At 73.6% G+C, this 16259-nt stretch carries 14 protein-coding genes; 8 read left to right on the forward strand and 6 right to left on the reverse strand.

What is annotated here, in order from left to right; translation table 11 throughout:
• Nucleotides 1-30: 30 nt before the first annotated feature.
• Complete coding sequence (locus tag AC5L36_RS43275; protein WP_441224522.1) at nucleotides 31-1740, forward strand: glycoside hydrolase family 3 protein; 1710 nt, start codon at nucleotides 31-33, stop codon at nucleotides 1738-1740.
• A 64-nt stretch (nucleotides 1741-1804) separates the two neighbouring features.
• Here the strand turns inward: AC5L36_RS43275 and AC5L36_RS43280 are convergent, their stop codons facing one another.
• On the reverse strand, nucleotides 1805-3025 hold the full coding sequence (locus tag AC5L36_RS43280) for a cellulose binding domain-containing protein (protein WP_441224524.1): 1221 nt from the start codon (nucleotides 3023-3025) through the stop codon (nucleotides 1805-1807).
• Between the two features lie 103 nt (nucleotides 3026-3128).
• Here AC5L36_RS43280 and AC5L36_RS43285 point away from each other — a divergent pair, with 103 nt between their 5' ends.
• Nucleotides 3129-4052 (forward strand): 1-phosphofructokinase family hexose kinase, encoded by a 924-nt coding sequence (locus AC5L36_RS43285; RefSeq protein WP_441224525.1) that lies wholly within the window; start codon nucleotides 3129-3131, stop codon nucleotides 4050-4052.
• Entirely contained in the window at nucleotides 4049-4855 is an 807-nt protein-coding gene (surE, locus tag AC5L36_RS43290; protein WP_441224527.1) for a 5'/3'-nucleotidase SurE, read from the forward strand. Before AC5L36_RS43285 ends, surE begins: the two co-directional genes overlap by 4 nt.
• 589 nt (nucleotides 4856-5444) lie before the next feature.
• Here surE and AC5L36_RS43295 read toward each other — a convergent pair.
• Nucleotides 5445-6287 carry a serine/threonine-protein kinase gene (locus AC5L36_RS43295; RefSeq protein ID WP_441224529.1) on the reverse strand — a complete coding sequence of 281 codons (843 nt, stop codon included), beginning with the start codon at nucleotides 6285-6287 and terminating at the stop codon, nucleotides 5445-5447.
• A gap of 123 nt (nucleotides 6288-6410) precedes the next feature.
• Entirely contained in the window at nucleotides 6411-6779 is a 369-nt protein-coding gene (locus AC5L36_RS43300) for an STAS domain-containing protein (protein WP_441224530.1), read from the reverse strand.
• Nucleotides 6780-7220: 441 nt separating this feature from the next.
• On the opposite strand from AC5L36_RS43300, the gene AC5L36_RS43305 reads away from it, so the two are divergent.
• Entirely contained in the window at nucleotides 7221-7916 is a 696-nt protein-coding gene (locus AC5L36_RS43305) for a helix-turn-helix transcriptional regulator (RefSeq protein ID WP_441224532.1), read from the forward strand.
• 79 nt (nucleotides 7917-7995) lie between these two features.
• Here the strand turns inward: AC5L36_RS43305 and AC5L36_RS43310 are convergent, their stop codons facing one another.
• On the reverse strand, nucleotides 7996-8283 hold the full coding sequence (locus AC5L36_RS43310; RefSeq protein WP_441224533.1) for a hypothetical protein: 288 nt from the start codon (nucleotides 8281-8283) through the stop codon (nucleotides 7996-7998).
• Between the two features lie 258 nt (nucleotides 8284-8541).
• Here AC5L36_RS43310 and AC5L36_RS43315 point away from each other — a divergent pair, with 258 nt between their 5' ends.
• A complete protein-coding gene (locus AC5L36_RS43315) occupies nucleotides 8542-10818 on the forward strand; it encodes a sensor histidine kinase (protein WP_441224534.1) in 2277 nt (758 codons plus the stop codon).
• Nucleotides 10797-11492, forward strand: a complete 696-nt coding sequence (locus AC5L36_RS43320; RefSeq protein ID WP_441224535.1) for a response regulator — start codon at nucleotides 10797-10799, stop codon at nucleotides 11490-11492. The genes AC5L36_RS43315 and AC5L36_RS43320 overlap by 22 nt, the downstream gene beginning before the upstream one ends.
• Nucleotides 11493-11664: 172 nt before the next feature.
• Here AC5L36_RS43320 and AC5L36_RS43325 read toward each other — a convergent pair whose 3' ends face one another.
• Nucleotides 11665-11973, reverse strand: a complete 309-nt coding sequence (locus tag AC5L36_RS43325; RefSeq protein WP_441224537.1) for a hypothetical protein — start codon at nucleotides 11971-11973, stop codon at nucleotides 11665-11667.
• Between the two features lie 133 nt (nucleotides 11974-12106).
• On the opposite strand from AC5L36_RS43325, the gene AC5L36_RS43330 reads away from it, so the two are divergent.
• Nucleotides 12107-12430: a hypothetical protein gene (locus AC5L36_RS43330; protein WP_441224538.1), complete on the forward strand. Its 324-nt coding sequence runs from the start codon at nucleotides 12107-12109 to the stop codon at nucleotides 12428-12430.
• Here the strand turns inward: AC5L36_RS43330 and AC5L36_RS43335 are convergent.
• Entirely contained in the window at nucleotides 12427-13647 is a 1221-nt protein-coding gene (locus AC5L36_RS43335) for an ROK family transcriptional regulator (protein ID WP_441224540.1), read from the reverse strand. The genes AC5L36_RS43330 and AC5L36_RS43335 overlap by 4 nt on opposite strands.
• Before the next feature lie 160 nt (nucleotides 13648-13807).
• Here AC5L36_RS43335 and AC5L36_RS43340 point away from each other — a divergent pair, with 160 nt between their 5' ends.
• Nucleotides 13808-16168, forward strand: a complete 2361-nt coding sequence (locus tag AC5L36_RS43340; RefSeq protein ID WP_441224542.1) for a putative bifunctional diguanylate cyclase/phosphodiesterase — start codon at nucleotides 13808-13810, stop codon at nucleotides 16166-16168.
• Nucleotides 16169-16259: the final 91 nt, after the last annotated feature.

Consider the following 16259-nt stretch of genomic DNA (forward strand, 5'->3'; position numbering starts at 1 on the left):
CGCTCGCGCCGGGCTGTTCTGATAGCGGGCGTGCGTCTGCGTACCCGCGCGCTCTTCCTGACCGTGCTCCTCCTCGCGGCCGGCTGCCAGTCCTCCCCTCCGGCGCCGGCTCCGACGCCCGCACCCACGACCGCCAGACCCGCCCCACCGGCCGACGCGAGCCCGGCGCAGCGGGCCGCCGCCCTCGCCGCCACCCTCTCCGACGAGGATCTGGTGGGACAGGTGCTTATGCCGTACGCGTACGGCTCCTCGGCCACCGAGGTCACGCCCGGCAACGCGGCGGGCAACCGGCAGCTGGCCGGCGTCGACACCCCCGCCGAGATGGTCGCGCGCTACCGCCTCGGCGGCCTGATCCTGGTCGGCTTCTCCGCGGACGACCCCACGTCGCAAAACCAGGGCACCACCAATGTGGACGACGTGCGGCAGGTGCGCGGCCTCACCACCGGCCTCCAGGCCGCCCACGCCAAGCTCGCCGCCGGCTCCGCGCCGATGCTGATCGGCACCGACCAGGAGTACGGCGTCGTCACCCGCATCAAGACCGGCGTGACCGCGCTGCCCAGCGCGATGGGCGCGGGCGCGGCCGGCGACCCCCGCCTGACCGAGGCGGCCTGGCGCGCGGCCGGCGACGAGCTCGCCGCGCTGGGCGTCAACGTCGACTTCGCACCGGTGGCCGACGTGCTCGGCAACGCGGGCAGTACCGTGATCGGCTCCCGCTCGTACGGCTCCGACCCGGCCAAGGTGTCCGCCCAGGTCGCCGGCGCCGTACGCGGCCTGCAAGCCAGCGGCGTCGCGGCCACGCTCAAGCACTTTCCGGGCCACGGCCACACCTCCGGCGACTCGCACAACGCCCTCCCCGGCCTCGCGCAGAACCGCGCCAGCCTCGACCGCGGCGACCTGCCGCCGTTCGTCGCCGGTATCGGCGCCGGCGCCAAGCTCGTGATGTCCGGCCACCTCGACGTCAAGGCGGTCGACCCGGGCACGGCCGCGACGTTCTCCCGCAAGGTGCTCACCGACGTGCTGCGCGGCGAGCTCGGCTTCAAGGGCGTCGTCATCACCGACGGCATGAACATGGCGCCCGCCAAGCGCTGGCCCGCCGGCGAGGCCGCGGTGCGCGCGCTCAACGCCGGCAACGACATCCTGCTGATGCCGGACAAGCTGCCCGAGGCCTACAACGGCCTGCTGTCCGGGCTGCGGGTCGGCGACCTGAGCCGCGCCCGCCTGGTCGAGGCGGTCACCCGGGTGCTGACGCTGAAGTTCGAGCTGGCCGGCAAGCCCGCGCCGGACATGTCCACTGTGGGCAGCGCCGCCCACCGCGAGGCCGCCGCCCGCTTGGCCGCGGCCGCGGTCACCCAGCTGCGCGGCACTTGCGGCACCGCACTGCGCGGCCCGGTGCAGGTCACCGCCGCCGGCGGCCGCGACACCGCGCGCGGCTGGCTGATCGAGGCCCTGCGCGCCGCCGGCGTACAGGTGGTCACGAACGGTGGCACGGTGGTCCACCTGGTCGGGTACGGCGACGAGCCCGGCGACCTCCGCAAGGGCGCGGCCGTGACCGTGGCGATGGACACCCCGTACCTACTGTCCAAGTCGGACTCGCCGGTGCTGCTCGCCACGTACTCGTCGAGCCAACCGTCGATGGCCGGCCTCGCGGCGGTGCTGGCCGGCAAGGCCCCGGCGACCGGCCGCTCCCCCGTCGCGGTCGCCGGCCTCCCGCGAAGCTCCTGCGCCGCCCAGGCCGGCTGACCAGGGTCTTGGTTATCGACCTGTGGCCGGGAGGGAGCAGCGTCACTCCCTCCCGGACCTCGGGTCAGCAGCCGATGCGGGTGGTGCTCATCGCTACGTCGTCGAACCAGAGGGTGTCGGCGCCCTCGCCGTAGCTTTCCCAGCCCAGCCGCAGGTCCGTCAGGCTGGGCCGCCAGTTGGCGCGGGACGACCACTGGCCGTCGATGTCGTGTGTGGGCGTGCCGTCCGCGACCAGGCCGGCCACCTCGGCGCCGTCCACCCAGGTGCGGAGGTGACCCTGCGAGCCGTCCACCGTGAACTCGACGCAGGTCCACCGGTTGGTCGCCAGCGGCAGGCTCAGCGCGACTCCGGACGGGCTCTGCTCGGGCAGTGTCGCGTCGTCGGAGGCGCGGTTCCATTGGAGGGCGCCGTTCTGGCCGCCCATGCGCAGGTCGCGGTTGCCGTCGTTGGCGTCGCGCATGGCGAGGAACGTGACGTGCTGCTGCGGCAGGGCCGTCGTGTGCCGCACCCAGAAGCGCGCGAAGCGCACCGCGCCCAGGCCGCTCACCCCGCTCGTCGTGCCCACGAAGACGTGGTTGCAGTAGCCGGTGGCGCCGTTGACGCGTACCGACTTCGCGCCGCTGTGCGCCGTGGTGGTGTCCACTGTGGCTGTTCCGGCGCCCTGGCAGTCCGGATAGGACACGCTCCACACACCTGACGGCGCACCGCCCTCCTGGCTCTCGAAGCCGTCACAGAAGGCCGCGCTGCCACAGCCCGTGGGCGGGGGCGGCGACGTGGGCGGAGCGGAGGTCGGCGGCGCCGAGGTGGGCGGCACGGACGTGGGAGGCACTGAGGTGGGAGGCACAGTCGTGGGCGGCGGCGTGGTGGGGCCGGCGCCGTTGCACGGCTCACCGTTCAGGGTGAAGCCGGTCGGCGCGGCGTTGCTCGCGGAGTACGTGCCCTGCACGCCGAACTCCGTCGAGCCGCCGGCCGGCAGCGACCCGTTCCACGCCGCGTTGCGCGCGGTGACCGCGGCGCCGGCCTGGGTGACGGCCGCGTTCCAGCCGTTCGTGACGCGCTGGTCGCCGCCGTAGGTCCAGGTGACCGTCCACCCGTTGACGGCGGCGTCACCCGCGGTGACCCGCACCGCCGCCGTGAAGCCGCCGGTCCACTGGTTGACCTGGTAGTCGACGAGGCAACCGGCGGCCGCGCCCGCCGGCGGCACCAGGGTGGGGCTCACCGCCACCGCGGCGCCGACCAGCAGCGCGGCCGCCGCGGCGACGGCCGCCCGTGCGTGCACTCTCATGAAGCAACCCTCCATTGATGATGTTCGCTAATCATAGTCATCAATGAGTCGTCGTCCGCTCCAGACCCGCGTAGGTACCGCCCCGACGGGGAAGTAGAGGACCATGAGCAGCCATGTCCTGGTATTCGCCCCGGCGCCGCAGCTCACCGTGACGGTCGAGCAACCGGCCGACACGGTGGAGATCCACGTACACCCCGGCGGTCAGGGCGTGTGGCAAGCCCGCATGATCACCGAGCTGGGTCCGGCCGTGGTGATGTGCGCGACGGTCGGCGGCGAGATCGGCCAGGTGCTGCGGGCGCTGATCGCCGCCGAGGACATCGAGCTGCGCGCGGTCACCCGCGAGGCGACCAGCGGCGGGTACGTGCACGACCGGCGCGACGGCAGCCGCGCGGAGATCGCCGAGGTGGCCGGCGAGCCGCTGAGCCGCCACGAGCTGGACGAGCTGTACAGCCTCACGCTTGCCGCCGCCCTCGACGCGCCGGTGGCCGTGCTCAGCGGGCCGGCCGACCCGTCGGTGCTGCCCGCGGACACCTACCGCCGGCTGGCCGCCGACCTCGGTGGCAACGGCGTCAAGGTGGTGGCCGACCTCTCCGGCGACCACCTGGCGGCGGTACTCGAGGGCGAGCCGTACCTCGTCAAGGTCAGCCACGAAGAGCTGATCGACGACGGGCGGGCCAACGACGACAGCGATCCCGAGCTCCTCGACGCTCTGCGTGGGCTGCACGGCGACGGCGCCCGCGCGGTGCTGGTGAGCCGGGCCGCCAAAGGCGCTCTGGCGCTGATCGACGGCGAGGCGTACGAGGTGGACGCGCCCCGCCTGGAGGTCGCCGACGCGCGCGGCGCGGGCGACTCGATGACCGCCGGTGTGGCAGCCGTCCTGGCACAGGGTGGCGACCTGGCCACGGCGGTACGCACGGGCGCCGCCGCGGGCGCGCTCAACGTGACCCGGCATGGGCTCGGCAGCGGCCGGGCCGACGCGGTGCGCAGCCTTGTCGACCGCGTACGTCTCAAGAGGTTGGAGCGATGAGGGTACTGATCACGAACGACGACGGGATCGAGGCGCCGGGCATCCGCTCCCTGGCCCAGGCACTGGCCGGCGCCGGGCACGACGTGGTGGTCGCCGCGCCGAGCCACGAAGCCAGCGGCATGAGCGCCGCCATGACGGCCGTCGAGGAGGACGGCCGCATCGTGGTGGCCACCCACGCGCTCGACGGGCTGGACGGCGTCGAGGCGTACGGGGTGGCCGGCTCCCCCGCGTTCATCGTGCTGATCGCCGCGCGCGGCGCCTTCGGACCGCCACCCGACCTTGTCTTCTCCGGCATCAACCGGGGCGCCAACGCGGGCCTCGCCGTGCTGCACTCGGGCACGGTCGGCGCCGCCTTCACCGCCGCGGCCAACGGGGCGCGCGCGATGGCCGTCTCGCTGGACGTGCTGACCGCCGGCTCGGCCTCCGCGGCGAGCGGCGGCGCGGCGGGGCTGCAACCGTCCGCCCTCGACGAGGGCCGGCACTGGGGCACCGCCGCGGCCATCGCGGCCGACCTGCTGCCCGCGCTCAAAGACCTCCCCGACGGCGCCGTCCTCAACCTCAACGTCCCGGACCTCCCCCGCGACAAGATCAAGGGGGTACGCCCGGCGCGGCTGGCCCGCTTCGGCCAGGTGCAGATGGCGGTGGCGGAGACCGGCCGCGGATACGTGCGGACGGCGCTCGAGGAGTCCAGCGCCCGCCTGGAGGAAGGCACCGACCTCGCGCTGCTGGCGGACGGCTACGCCACGCTGACGCCGGTCCGCGCGGTGTCCGAAGTAGAGCTGAGCCTCCCCGACCCCACGTAGACCCCTTGGGTTGGGGGTCAGGGCGACGCCGTCGTCGTGTGCCTCGAGCTTGAGTTTGCCCGGGTCCGCGTCAGCTGCGGACCGCCGCTCCCGCCGGAGAGCGCGCGGGTCGGCGGCGAGCTGGCGCTCGCCGAGATCCCCGACCCGCGCTGCCAGGTCCGCGCCGCAAGCCCACGGGAGGCCGGACTCCTTGTCGGAGGGGTGCCTTCGGTCGGTGCGGCTGTCGCCGCACCGGTTGTAACACTGCGTTACCAGCCCTGGGTGCGGACTTCGAGATCTAGGGGAGTTAGGGCTGATATAGCGCACAAACTCCCCTAGATCTCAACCGTCCACGGTGCACATACCCCTCGGCCGTTACTCCTAGCGACGAATCCTGCTGTTCCCACCCTCGCCACCCGCCCAGCAACAGACACCCCGCAGGGGGTGACCGCGACCAACCGCGACGGGCGAGGCCGCGGGAGCAGCGGTCCGGACCACGACGGACATCGCGGTAGCCCAATCTCCGTCCTAACAGGAACTCAGAGCTAGACCGCCCCGACCCCGAAGGTCGCTAGAGAGATTCGCGTCGGGCGCGCCGCAACGACGTCTTCTAGTTTGGCGACGGGGTGGGGAGCATGCCCCACAGCGCGAACGCCGCGTCGCGGCTGCTCGGCCGGTCAGTCGGGCGCTTGCTCATGCACGAGCGGCACATGTCGGCGATCTCGCGGGGCAGCCCGGCCACCGCGAGCACGGGCGTCGGCGCCAGGCGGCGGACGTGCGGCGACTCGAGCTTTCCGGGGTAGGGCGAGCGGCCGGTCACCATCTGGTAGATGAGCACGCCCAGCGCGTAGACGTCGTCGGCCGGCTGGGCCGCGCTGTTGACCGGGTGGGCGGGCACGACGGGCCGGCGGGGGACGGTGGTACGGGTGACCCGCGGGCGGTCGTTTCGCGGGCGGTCCACTGTGGTCGCGAGGCCGAAGTCGATGATCTTCACACCGTCGCGGGTCAGCATGACGTTTTCGACGGTGAGATCGCGGTGCACGAAGCCGCGGCGATGCGTCACCGCCAGCACGTCGGCGACGGTGGCCGCGACGCGCACGGCCTCCGCCCAGGGCAGGGGGCCGCCGGCGAGCCGGTCGGCCAGCGATACGCCGTTGAGAAGCTCCATCACCATGTACGGCGCGGAACCACCATCGGGCAACCGCATGTCGCCGAAGTCGTAGATCCGCGGCACGCTCGGATGCCGCAGCCGCTGCGTGATCAGGGCCTCACGCCGGACGTTGTCTTGCGCGCGGACGTCTTCGGCCAGCGCCGGAGACAGCACCTTGACGGCGAGTGGGCGCGGCGACACCACGTCCACTGCCTCGTATACGACCGACACGCCCCCGCGCCCGATCGGCCGCAAGACGATGTACCGCCCGACGATGGCGGTGCCCATCCGCAGCAGCGTCACGCCAACGGACTATTCCGCACATGCGGGGCGAGTTACAAGGGTCAGTTGCAAGCGACACGACATCGATGAACGTCTCGCACAGAGCGCGATTGGCCCACTACGCGCCGATGGAGAAGACCCCTGTCAGACGCCGGTCGACGGCACCTCTGGCGCCGGCGCCGCACCCGCGAAGTAGGGCTCGGGCGCACCGAAGAGGCCGAGCAGCCCGGTGACCCAGAGCTGGCGGTGCACGAACCGGCTCGGCTCGGTCACCAGCAGCTTGACCCCGCTCACCTCGGCGGTCTGGAACCCGGCGACCATCGCGCTGATGCCTACCGAGTCGATAAAGGTGACCAGTCTCATGTTGAGCTCGATGCGGTTGGGGCGGCTCTTGGCCAGCACCCCCGCAACCGCTTCACGCACCTCGTGCGCCGTGTCGACATCGATCTCTCCGCGCGGAGCAATCTCCACAACACCGTCGGCGGAAACCGACGTCACGATCGACAGGCTCACGCGAACACCTCCACCCGCCCGGAACCCAGGCGCCTCGTCAGTACGCGGGCCGCGACCGAGCGTATTCCTCCGCCGGGTCGGCCGCCAGCCCCCGGTGGCGGCAAAGCCTCGGTCTCCCGAGACAAAGGCACCCAAACCCGGACAGCTAGCACCATTCTTGCCCACAGCCCCACGCACGCAAACTACCCACCAGGGTACCGGTGCGCGCCACTTGAATCGCCGGTCGGCAGGGGTGAATTGAGTTGATCGCCGCAGCGTAGGGCCGCGATGGCCGCTTCGCCGCTCGCGTGTGTCCGTGAGAGACGCCATACCGCCGGTAAACCCCGCGCGCCAGCCTGATCACACCGCGTGCGCATGCAACCGCCGCGATAAGGTACTGCCACTGATGAAAGTTGCAAGTTTCTGTTGACCGGAAACTTGAGGCAGGAAAATACTCCCGGTATGCGGGAGATCACTGGTTGCGCATTTGCCGTCGAGCAACATGAGGCGGTCGCGGAGCCTCGCCTTGCCGTCGTCCGCTTCGGCCCCGTGGTCCCGCCGGCGATGGCGCTCCCGGCGCGGCATACCGACGCGGTCCAGGCCCCCCTCGCACCACTCACCGCCGAGGCCGACCTGAGCACCGGAGCCGGCCGCAGCCTCGCCCGGCTGCTCGCGCTCATGCGCGCCGAGATGGACGACCCCGAGGGCCTGATTTACCAGCCACTCCTGGCCGGGCGGCTGTGGCAGGCCGTGTTGAGCGGGCTGCTGACGGCCACCGCCGACCGGCTCCGCGAAGACCGCGACCAGCGGGAGCGCGCCAGCCGGCCGCGGGCGGTCAAGCGGGCCATCGACGCGATGGAGGCCGAGCCGGACCGCGCCTTCACCGCCACCTCCCTCGCGGCGGCGGCGGGCACGAGCGTGCGCACCCTCCAGGAGGGCTTTCGGCAGCACGTCGGCCTGTCGCCGATGGCCTACCTGCGCCGGCTACGGCTGGCGCGAGCCCACGCCGACCTGCGCGCCGCCGAGCCCGGCGAGGAGACCGTGGCCAGCGTGGCGCACCGGTGGGGCTTCGCGCACCTGGGCCGCTTCGCGGCCGCCTACCGCGCCGAGTACGGCCGGCCGCCGGCCGACACACTGCACCACCGCGCGGCTCCCTAACCGGCGCGCCCGGCCCGGGCACCACCACGCCCGCCCGGGCCGGGCACCGGCCATGCCACGGTCCGGGCGGGGCCGGGGTCTACTCTCCCGGGTCGCCGTGCCGCAGCAGCGCCATGTGACGCACCGATACGCCGTTGAGAGACTCGCCCGCCGCCTGTTCGCCGGCGAGCGCCCGTACGTACGCCGCTACGCGGTCGACGGCCTGGCGACCGTCGCGCAGCGTCAGCGCGAGCGGCGACTCCCAGCCGGGTGCCATGCCCAGCTGGGTCGCGTGCGCCGCGTCATAGCTGGCCAGGAACGCCACCGCCTGGTCCAACGCGTGCGCGGCGCGGCTCAGGTCCCGCCGCACCTCGACCTCATCGATCATGACCGACTCCCCCACTCGAGCCATGTCAGTGCCGGTCGGGTCGCGGGCTGGCAACCCGACCGGCACCCAGGGAAATACATCCGGTGCGAACCTAAGCACGCACAGTCACTCGGTCGAGCCGATACACGCGGGTCCTGTCCACATTGCGCAGCGTTAACAGCGGCGGCCAGGAAGACTTGACTACCTCCAGAGGTATAGGCGTCCTACACCCTCGGTCGGATGCCCGGACCGGGGTCCGCGCCCTATCGTCAAACCGTCATGGGGGTACTGCGAAGCTGGCTGCTGCCCGCGCTGCTGGCCGCCGGCCAGGCGGCGCTGTGGCCGGGCCTCCCGCTGCTGCTCGACCGCCCCGTCGACCGGGTCGAGGTCGCCGCCGCGCTGGCCGCCACCGCACTTGCCTGCGGTGCGCTCGAATGGCGCCGGCGGTCACCGGTCGGCGCGCTGTTCGTGATCATGCCAGCGTTGACGCTGGGTCTCCTCGCCACTCCACGCGACTCGCTCGTGGTGCTGCTGTTCGCCGACGCCATCGCGCTGTACTCGGTCGGTGCGCGCCGCCCGGCCCGGGTCACCTTCGCGGTCACGGTCGCGCTGATGGCCTGGCAGGCGACCATCGGCCTCGTTCTCTACCGAGACTTCCGTGAGTACACCGGCAACGTCGTGATCGGCATCGTCGTCTACCTGCTCGCGGCCGGTCTGGGGCGGAGCCGGCGGCGGTGGCTGGCGGCCCGCCGTGACGCCGCCGACCGCCTGGCGCTGGCCGAGGCAGACCGGCGGCAGGCATCCGTGCAGGAGCGCCAGCGTCTGGCCCGCGAGTTGCACGACGTGAGCGCACACCACCTGACGTCCATCGTGGTCACCGCCACCGCCGCGCAGCGCCTCGCCGAGCGGCGGCCCGAGCTCGCGGCCGAGGCACTGGAGTTCGCCGCCCGCACCGGGCGGGAGACCCAGTCGGCGCTGCACCGTCTGGTCGCGGTGATGCGCGGGGTCGAGCTGGACGCCGAAGTCGGCATCGGGCACCGGATCGAGGAGCTGGCGGCCGGCTTCGCGGCGCTCGGCCAGCCGATCGACACCCGGGTGAGCGCCGACCCGCTGACCGGGCCGGTGGGCGAGGCGGCGTACGGCATCGTGCGTGAGGCACTCACCAACGCGCTGCGCCACGCGCCCGGCGGCGCCGTCGAGATCGCGCTGTGCCGGCGCGACGGCGGGGTCGAGGTGATGGTGGCCAACGGCGCGGGCGCCGGACCGGCCGCCGCGGGCGGACTCGGGTCCGGGCGGGGCATCGAGGGCATGCGGGAGCGCGCGGCGTCCACCGGCGGCACACTCGAGGCCGGCCCGGCGCCGGGCGGCGGGTGGCAGGTGCGGGCGGTCCTGCCCGACTCGCCGGCATCCACGATGGATCGTTCGCTGCGCCGGATGCGGGGGCCGCGCCTGGCCGACATGGCGATCGCGCTGGCCGCGGCGGTGCTGCCGGTGGCACTGCTGCTCGTCCCCGACCCCACGATGCCCCGGGTCGGCGTGTCCGCCGCGGCGCTCGCGACGATGCTGATGGCGGCGCACGCGCTCCCGTTGCTGTGGCGCCGCCGGGCGCCCTGGCGGGTGCTCGGCGCGGTGCTGGCGACCACCGCCCTCTGGCCAGTCGTCGCCGGGCTCGAGCTGCTGCCGGAGACGGCGCTCGCCGCGCTCTTCGCGGGCATCGGCGCCGACCTCGTCGCCGTGTACGCGGTCGCCGCCTACGGCCGCCCTCGCCACCTCACCTGGCTGTCCGGTCCGCTCGCCGCCGGCGTGCAGGGCGCCGTCACCCTGCTCACGCTGGCGCTCGACGGGTCGCTGCTGGGACGGCCGCTAGAGCCGGCGACGATGCCCATCCTGCTCATCCCGACCGCCGTGCCGTACCTGCTGCTCGTCACTCCGGTGTGGACGGCCGGGTTCCTGGCCCGGTTGCGCCGCGAGGGAGTGGTCTCCCGGGAGCGGCGGGCGGTGGCGGCCTCCACGGCGGGTGCGGTCGAGCTCGCGTACGCCGAGCGGCTGCGCATCGCCGCCGGGCTGCGCGCCGCGGTGCTGCGGCACGCCACGCGGGTCACCGAGGCGGCGGAGAGCGGCCGGCTCGACGCGGTGCTGGAGTCGGCGCGGGCCGCGCTGGCCGCCATGCGCGACCTTCTCGGCGACCTGCGGGTGGACCCCGAGCGGGCACCGCAGCCGACCGCGTCCGCGATCGACGCGCTCTGCCGCGACCTGCGCGCGGCCGGGCGGCGGGTCGAGCTGCACTCGCCCGCGCCCGCTCCGGTGCTGCCGCCGGCGGTGGACGTCTCCGCGTACCGCGTGGTGGAGACGGCCCTCGGCGCGGGCGACGCCGGCCCGGCGAAGGTGACCCTCGGCTACGGCCCGGCCGATCTGCGGATCACGGTGACCGGCGTACCCTCGGCGACCGCCGGACCGGTCGCGGCCGGCCTGCGCGCCCGGGTCGCGGCGATCGGGGGACGGATGACGGTGGACCAGACGGGGACGATGGACGTATGGCTGCCGTCCCAGTCCTGACCCGCGTGCTCGTCGTCGACGACCAGCCGGTCGTGCGCGCCGGGTTCGCCGCGATCCTCGACGCCGAGCCCGACCTGTCGGTGGTGGGCATGGCCGCCGACGGCGCGGCCGCGGTGGAGCTCGCCGGCAGCCTGCGGCCGGACGTGGTGGTGATGGACATCCGCATGCCGGGGATGGACGGGCTGACCGCCACCCGCCTGCTCACCGGTGCGCCGGATCCGCCGCGGGTGCTGGTGCTGACCACGTTCGACCTGGACGCCTACGTCTTCGAGGCGCTGCGCGCCGGCGCCTCCGGCTTCCTGCTCAAGGACGCCAACCCCGACGACCTGCTCGCCGCCATCCGCGTGGTCGCGGCTGGCGACGGCATGCTCGCGCCGGCCGTCACCCGTCGCCTGATCGCCGCCTTCGCCGGCGGCACCGTCGCACCACCGGCCGACGCCGTGCCACCGCCCGGCCTCACGCCACGCGAACGCGAGGTGCTCACGCTTGTCGCGAGTGGACTGTCCAATGCGGAGATCGGCGCACAGCTCGGCGTCGCGACCGGCACGGTCAAGACCCACGTCAACGCCCTACTCACCAAGCTGAGCGTGCGCGACCGCGTGCAGGCCACGATCCTGGCGTACGACATCGGCCTGGTGCGGCCGCGGGGCGCGGCACCGCACGGTCCACCCTGACAACCCGCCGCGGCCGATCCCGCTTCACGCTCTCGCCGTCCACCCGACGACACGGGACCTGAGCTACCGCGACGTCCGTCGTGGTCCATGCCGTTGCTCCCGCGGCCTCACCCGTCCGCCGCTGGTCACGCTCCCCCCAGGTCGCAGCGCGCACCCTGACCGCGAAAGGTCTCTAGCGGAGGCCGATCGGTGCGATGCGGGCGCGCACCTCGGTGACGAGCACGCCGATGTGGCCGGCCACCCGTGGCTGGGCGCGCACCGCCTCGTCGAGCCGGGCCCGCCATTTCGCCGCCTCCACGAACGGCCGGTCGGCCTGCGGGCCGTGCAGCAGCCGGAAGGAGTCGTGCAGTGCGTCTCCGGCCGCCGTGCCGAGCAGCCCGGCCACCTCGCGGTGCAGCCAGGGGTAGAGGGCCTCGGAGTCCAAGGCGGCGACGATGGCCGAGGCGCCGTCCCATGCCACACGCTCGGGGTGGACAACCATCGCTACCTCCCGCTGTCGCCGTCGACCGGTGTGCCCCGGTCACAGGGAATACCCGGACTCTACCCAGCGATACAGGACGATCTCCTTGTCCGGTATGACGATTCGCGCCTCGGCCGTTCGTACCGTCGATCGCATGGCCGATCGAAGCGTGCGGGGCACCGGGGTTCTGGCGGCAGCGGCGGTGATCGCGGGCCTCACCGCCGTGACGCTCGTGGCGGTGGGTTTCTGGCTGCGCGGCTGGGTGCTGGCCAGCGACGATCTCAGGTTTGGCGATGTGCGCTGGTGGCTGAGCCTGCTGAGCCAAGTCGGCGGCTATCTCCTGCTGGGCAAGGGCGGCTTCAAAATCGGGCTCGCGGTCGTGCTCGGCGCCTCCGGCATCCTGGTGTGGCTCCGGGAGCGCCGCCGCCGGCGCCCCGACGCCACGCCCCCGCCCCCCGAGCCCGGCCCCGAGGACTAGGCGCGGGCGAGCACGCCGAGCGGGTCGGCCATCAGAGCGGCGAAGCCGAGCTCCGCGGCACCGACCAAAGTGGAGTCGTCGCCCAGCCCGGAGGTGCGCAGCCGCACCCGTTCGCGGGCGACTGGCAGCACGTTGGTGGCGATGCGGTGGCGCACCTGGGGTGCGGCACCGGGGTACACGTCGCGGAGCATGCCGCCGAAAATCACCATGCCGGGATTGAAGAGGTTGATCAGGTTGGCCACGCCGATGCCGAGCCAGTCGCCGACGCGGCGCAGCGCCTCGCGGGCCAGCTCGTCGCCGCGGTCGGCGTCGTCGACCACCGCCCGGAGCGCGTCGCGGCCCCAGAGGTCGGCCGGGCGGCCGGCGGCGTCGAGCAGCGCCCGCTCGCCCACCTCTGCTTCGAGGCAGCCGTGCGAGCCGCACCCGCAGGGCCGCCCGTCGTACGGGTTGACCACCATGTGCCCGAGCTCGCAGCCGTACCCGCCGTCGCCGTCGAGCAGCTTGCCGCCGACGATGATGCCGCCGCCCACGCCGACGTCACCGTGCAGGTAGAGCAGGTTTTCCAGGCCGACGCCGGCGCCCCGCAGCTGCTCGGCCTGCGCGCCGAGGTGTGCCTCGTTGCCCACCGGCACCGGGATGCCGAGCCCCAACCGGCGGCTCAGCTCGGCGCCGAACGCCTGGTCGACCCAGCCCATGTCCGGCCCGAAGCGCACCATGCCGTCGCCGGGCCGGATCATCCCGCAGTACGACGCGCCGAGCCCCACGCACACCGAATCCGGCGGTGCCGCCTCGTGCAGCTGGCGCCCGAACCGCGCGAGCACCTCCACCACGTGGTCGAGGTCGGCGCCGGCGCGTTGGCGCACCGCCTCGCGCCGGTCGAGCACCGCGCCACCCAGCCCGACCCGGGCCGCGACGAGCCGGTCGACGGCGACGTCGAAGGCCAGCACGTACGCCCAGTTGGGCCGCACCCGCACCACGAGGGAGGGCCGGCCGGCGCGGCCACGCCCCGCTGGCCGCTCCTCGCACACGAGGCCGGCCGCGCTCAGCTCCGCGGTGAGCGCCATGATGGTGCTCCGGTTGAGCCCCATGCGCTCGGCGAGCACGGCACGCGACACGGATCCGCCCAGATGCACGTGGCGCAGCAGAGTGCCGACGTTGTGCCGGTGGATCTGCTCCTGCGCCATCCCGATCGCGGGTGTCGCCGGGGCTATCGACATGGTGGAAACCTCGTCCAGGGGACCTTTGTGAGGATCGTAAATGGCTGAGGACCCGCGCCGCCAGGAGGCGGAAAATACCGATTAGTCCGTAGGTACGGCGCGCAAGGGCGCAGTACACTCACGGCGCCGCCTACCCGTCGGGCGGCACGCAGGGGGTTCCGTGATCGGTGCGCCGCGCCGCCCGTGGCAGATCGTTCTGGCCGGTGGGCTGACCCTGGTCCTCGTGGCCTGGCCCCTGCCGCAGGCCGTCGCCGCGCCGACCTGGATCGTCACGCAGCTTGTCACGGTGGGCGTCGCGACGTACGCGCTGACGAGCCGCGAGGCGCTGCACCGCTCGGGTTGGTGGGTGCTGCTGGCCAGCTGCGGCCTCGGGCTGGCGAGCGCCGCGCTGCACGTCGTGCCGAGCGACGACGCCGCGTGGCCGATCGCGCTCGCGGCCCGCTCCGCGCTCTTCGTGCTCGGCCTGATCCTGCTGCTCGGCGTGCGCCGGGCGCAGCCCACCGACCAAAACTTCCTCGACGCCGCGATCGTCGCCGCCGGCCTCGCGATCGTCGCGTGGGCGTTTCTCATCGAGCCCTGGCTCGGCGCGCAGCCGCCGGGCGCCGAGTACACCGGGGTGGTCGTCTGCTTCGGCGCGCTCGACCTGCTGCTGCTCGCGCTCTCCTTGCGCATCGTCTCCAACCCCACCTCGCGCACGCCGACCATGCTGCTGCTCGCCGGTGGGGCCGGCGTGGTGCTCGCCGCCGACCTCGCGTCGATCGTGCGGGTCGGCACGCACGGGCTGGCCGGCTTCCAGCCCGGCGGCCTCGTCTTCACGGCCTGGCAGCTCTGCGGCGTGCTGGTCGCCGCGGCCGCGCTGCACCCGTCGTACGGCCGGGGATACCGCCGGCCCGAGGGCGGCGCGGAGGATGTGCTGCCCCGCGCCAGGTTCGTCACCTTCGTCGTGGTGGCGCTGCTCGCGCCCGTCGTGCCCGTGGTCGGTCTGCTCACCTCCAACCTCGTCCCGTCCGAGGCGGTGCCCGCGCTCGTCGGGGCGGCCGCGCTCACCTGCGGGCTGCTGGTGCTGCTTGTCGTGCGGCTGGGCAACTTCGCCCGGCTGGCGGTGCGCCGCGCCGGCGCGATGAACGTGCAGTCCGCCGCCCTGATGGTGCAGGCGACCGCGCTACAGCAGGCGCTCGGCGAGCAGGAGGCCCTGCAAAAGGAGCTGGCCCACCGCGCGCTGCACGACCCGCTGACCGGGTTGGCCAACCGCGCTCTGCTGGCCGAGCGGCTGGAGCGGGTGCTGGTCGACGCCGGCCGGGGCCCGGGCGGGCTGCTGCTGATCGACCTCGACGGCTTCAAGGACGTCAACGACACGCTCGGCCACCCGGCCGGCGACGAGCTTCTCGTCCGGGTCGCGGAGCGGCTGCGGGTCGCCGCGTCGGGCGCCGACACGGTGTCCCGGCTGGGCGGTGACGAGTTCGCGGTGCTGCTCACCGACACCGGGGCCGACCGCTGCCGGCAGGTCGCCAGCTGCGTCATCGAGGCGGTCCGCGAGGTGTACCCGCTGGCCGAGCGCCAGGTCTGCCTGGCCGCCAGCGGTGGCCTGCTGATCCTCGACCGGGAGCGCACCGAGCCCGCCGAGGCGCTGCGCGACGCCGACCTCGCGCTGTACGCGGCCAAGGAGGCCGGCAAAAACCAGGTGGTCGAGTTCAGCCCGCGGATGCGCGAGGCCCGCCTGTGCCACGCCCAGCTTGCGGCAAACCTGCGGGCCGCGTTGGCCGCCGACGCGCTCACCGTGCTGTACCAGCCGATCGTCGACCTCCACTCTGGACAGCCGGTGGCGATGGAGGCGCTGCTGCGGTGGCGCACGGCGGATGGCCGGGACGTGCCGCCCAGCAAGTTCATCGCGGTGGCGGAGGAGATCGGGCTGGTCGTCGACGTCGGCGCGAAGGTCCTGCGCGACGCCACCGCCCAGGCCAGCCGCTGGCATACGCGCCACGACGTCGCCGTTAGCGTGAACGTTTCCGCCCGGCAGCTCGCCTCCCCCGCCTTCGCGGCCGAGGTGCTCGACGTGCTGGCCGGCCGCTCGCTGCCGCCCGCCGCGCTGATCGTCGAGATCACCGAAACCGTCCTGGTGGAGGCCGCCGGCGCAGCCGGCGAGCTGTCCCAGCGCAGCCTGGCCACCCTCCGCGAGCACGGCGTGCGGATCGCGGTGGACGACTTCGGCACCGGTTACTCGTCGCTGGCCTACCTCCAGCGCCTGCCGATCGACATCCTGAAGATCGACCACACCTTCACCGCGACGCTCGACTCCCCCAGCGAACGCGACGGCCGTTTCGTCGGCGCGATCCTCGGCCTTGGCTCGAGCCTCGGCGTGCCCACGGTGGCCGAGGGCGTGGAGACGCCCCGCCAGGCCGCGCTGCTGCGCGAGCTGGGCTGCCCGCTGGCCCAGGGCTACCACTTCGCCCGCCCCTGCCCACCCGACGGCGTCCTCGACTACCTCTCCACCCCCGTCGCGATGCGTGCCTCGCTCTCCTAAAGCCAAAAATCCAACCCCAGAACAGATTCGAGGTACCGCGACGTCCGCGGTAGTCCCGACCGTCACGCGGGGCCCCCGCCCTCAAGAGGGC

This window comes from Phytohabitans sp. LZ39, assembly GCF_059359075.1.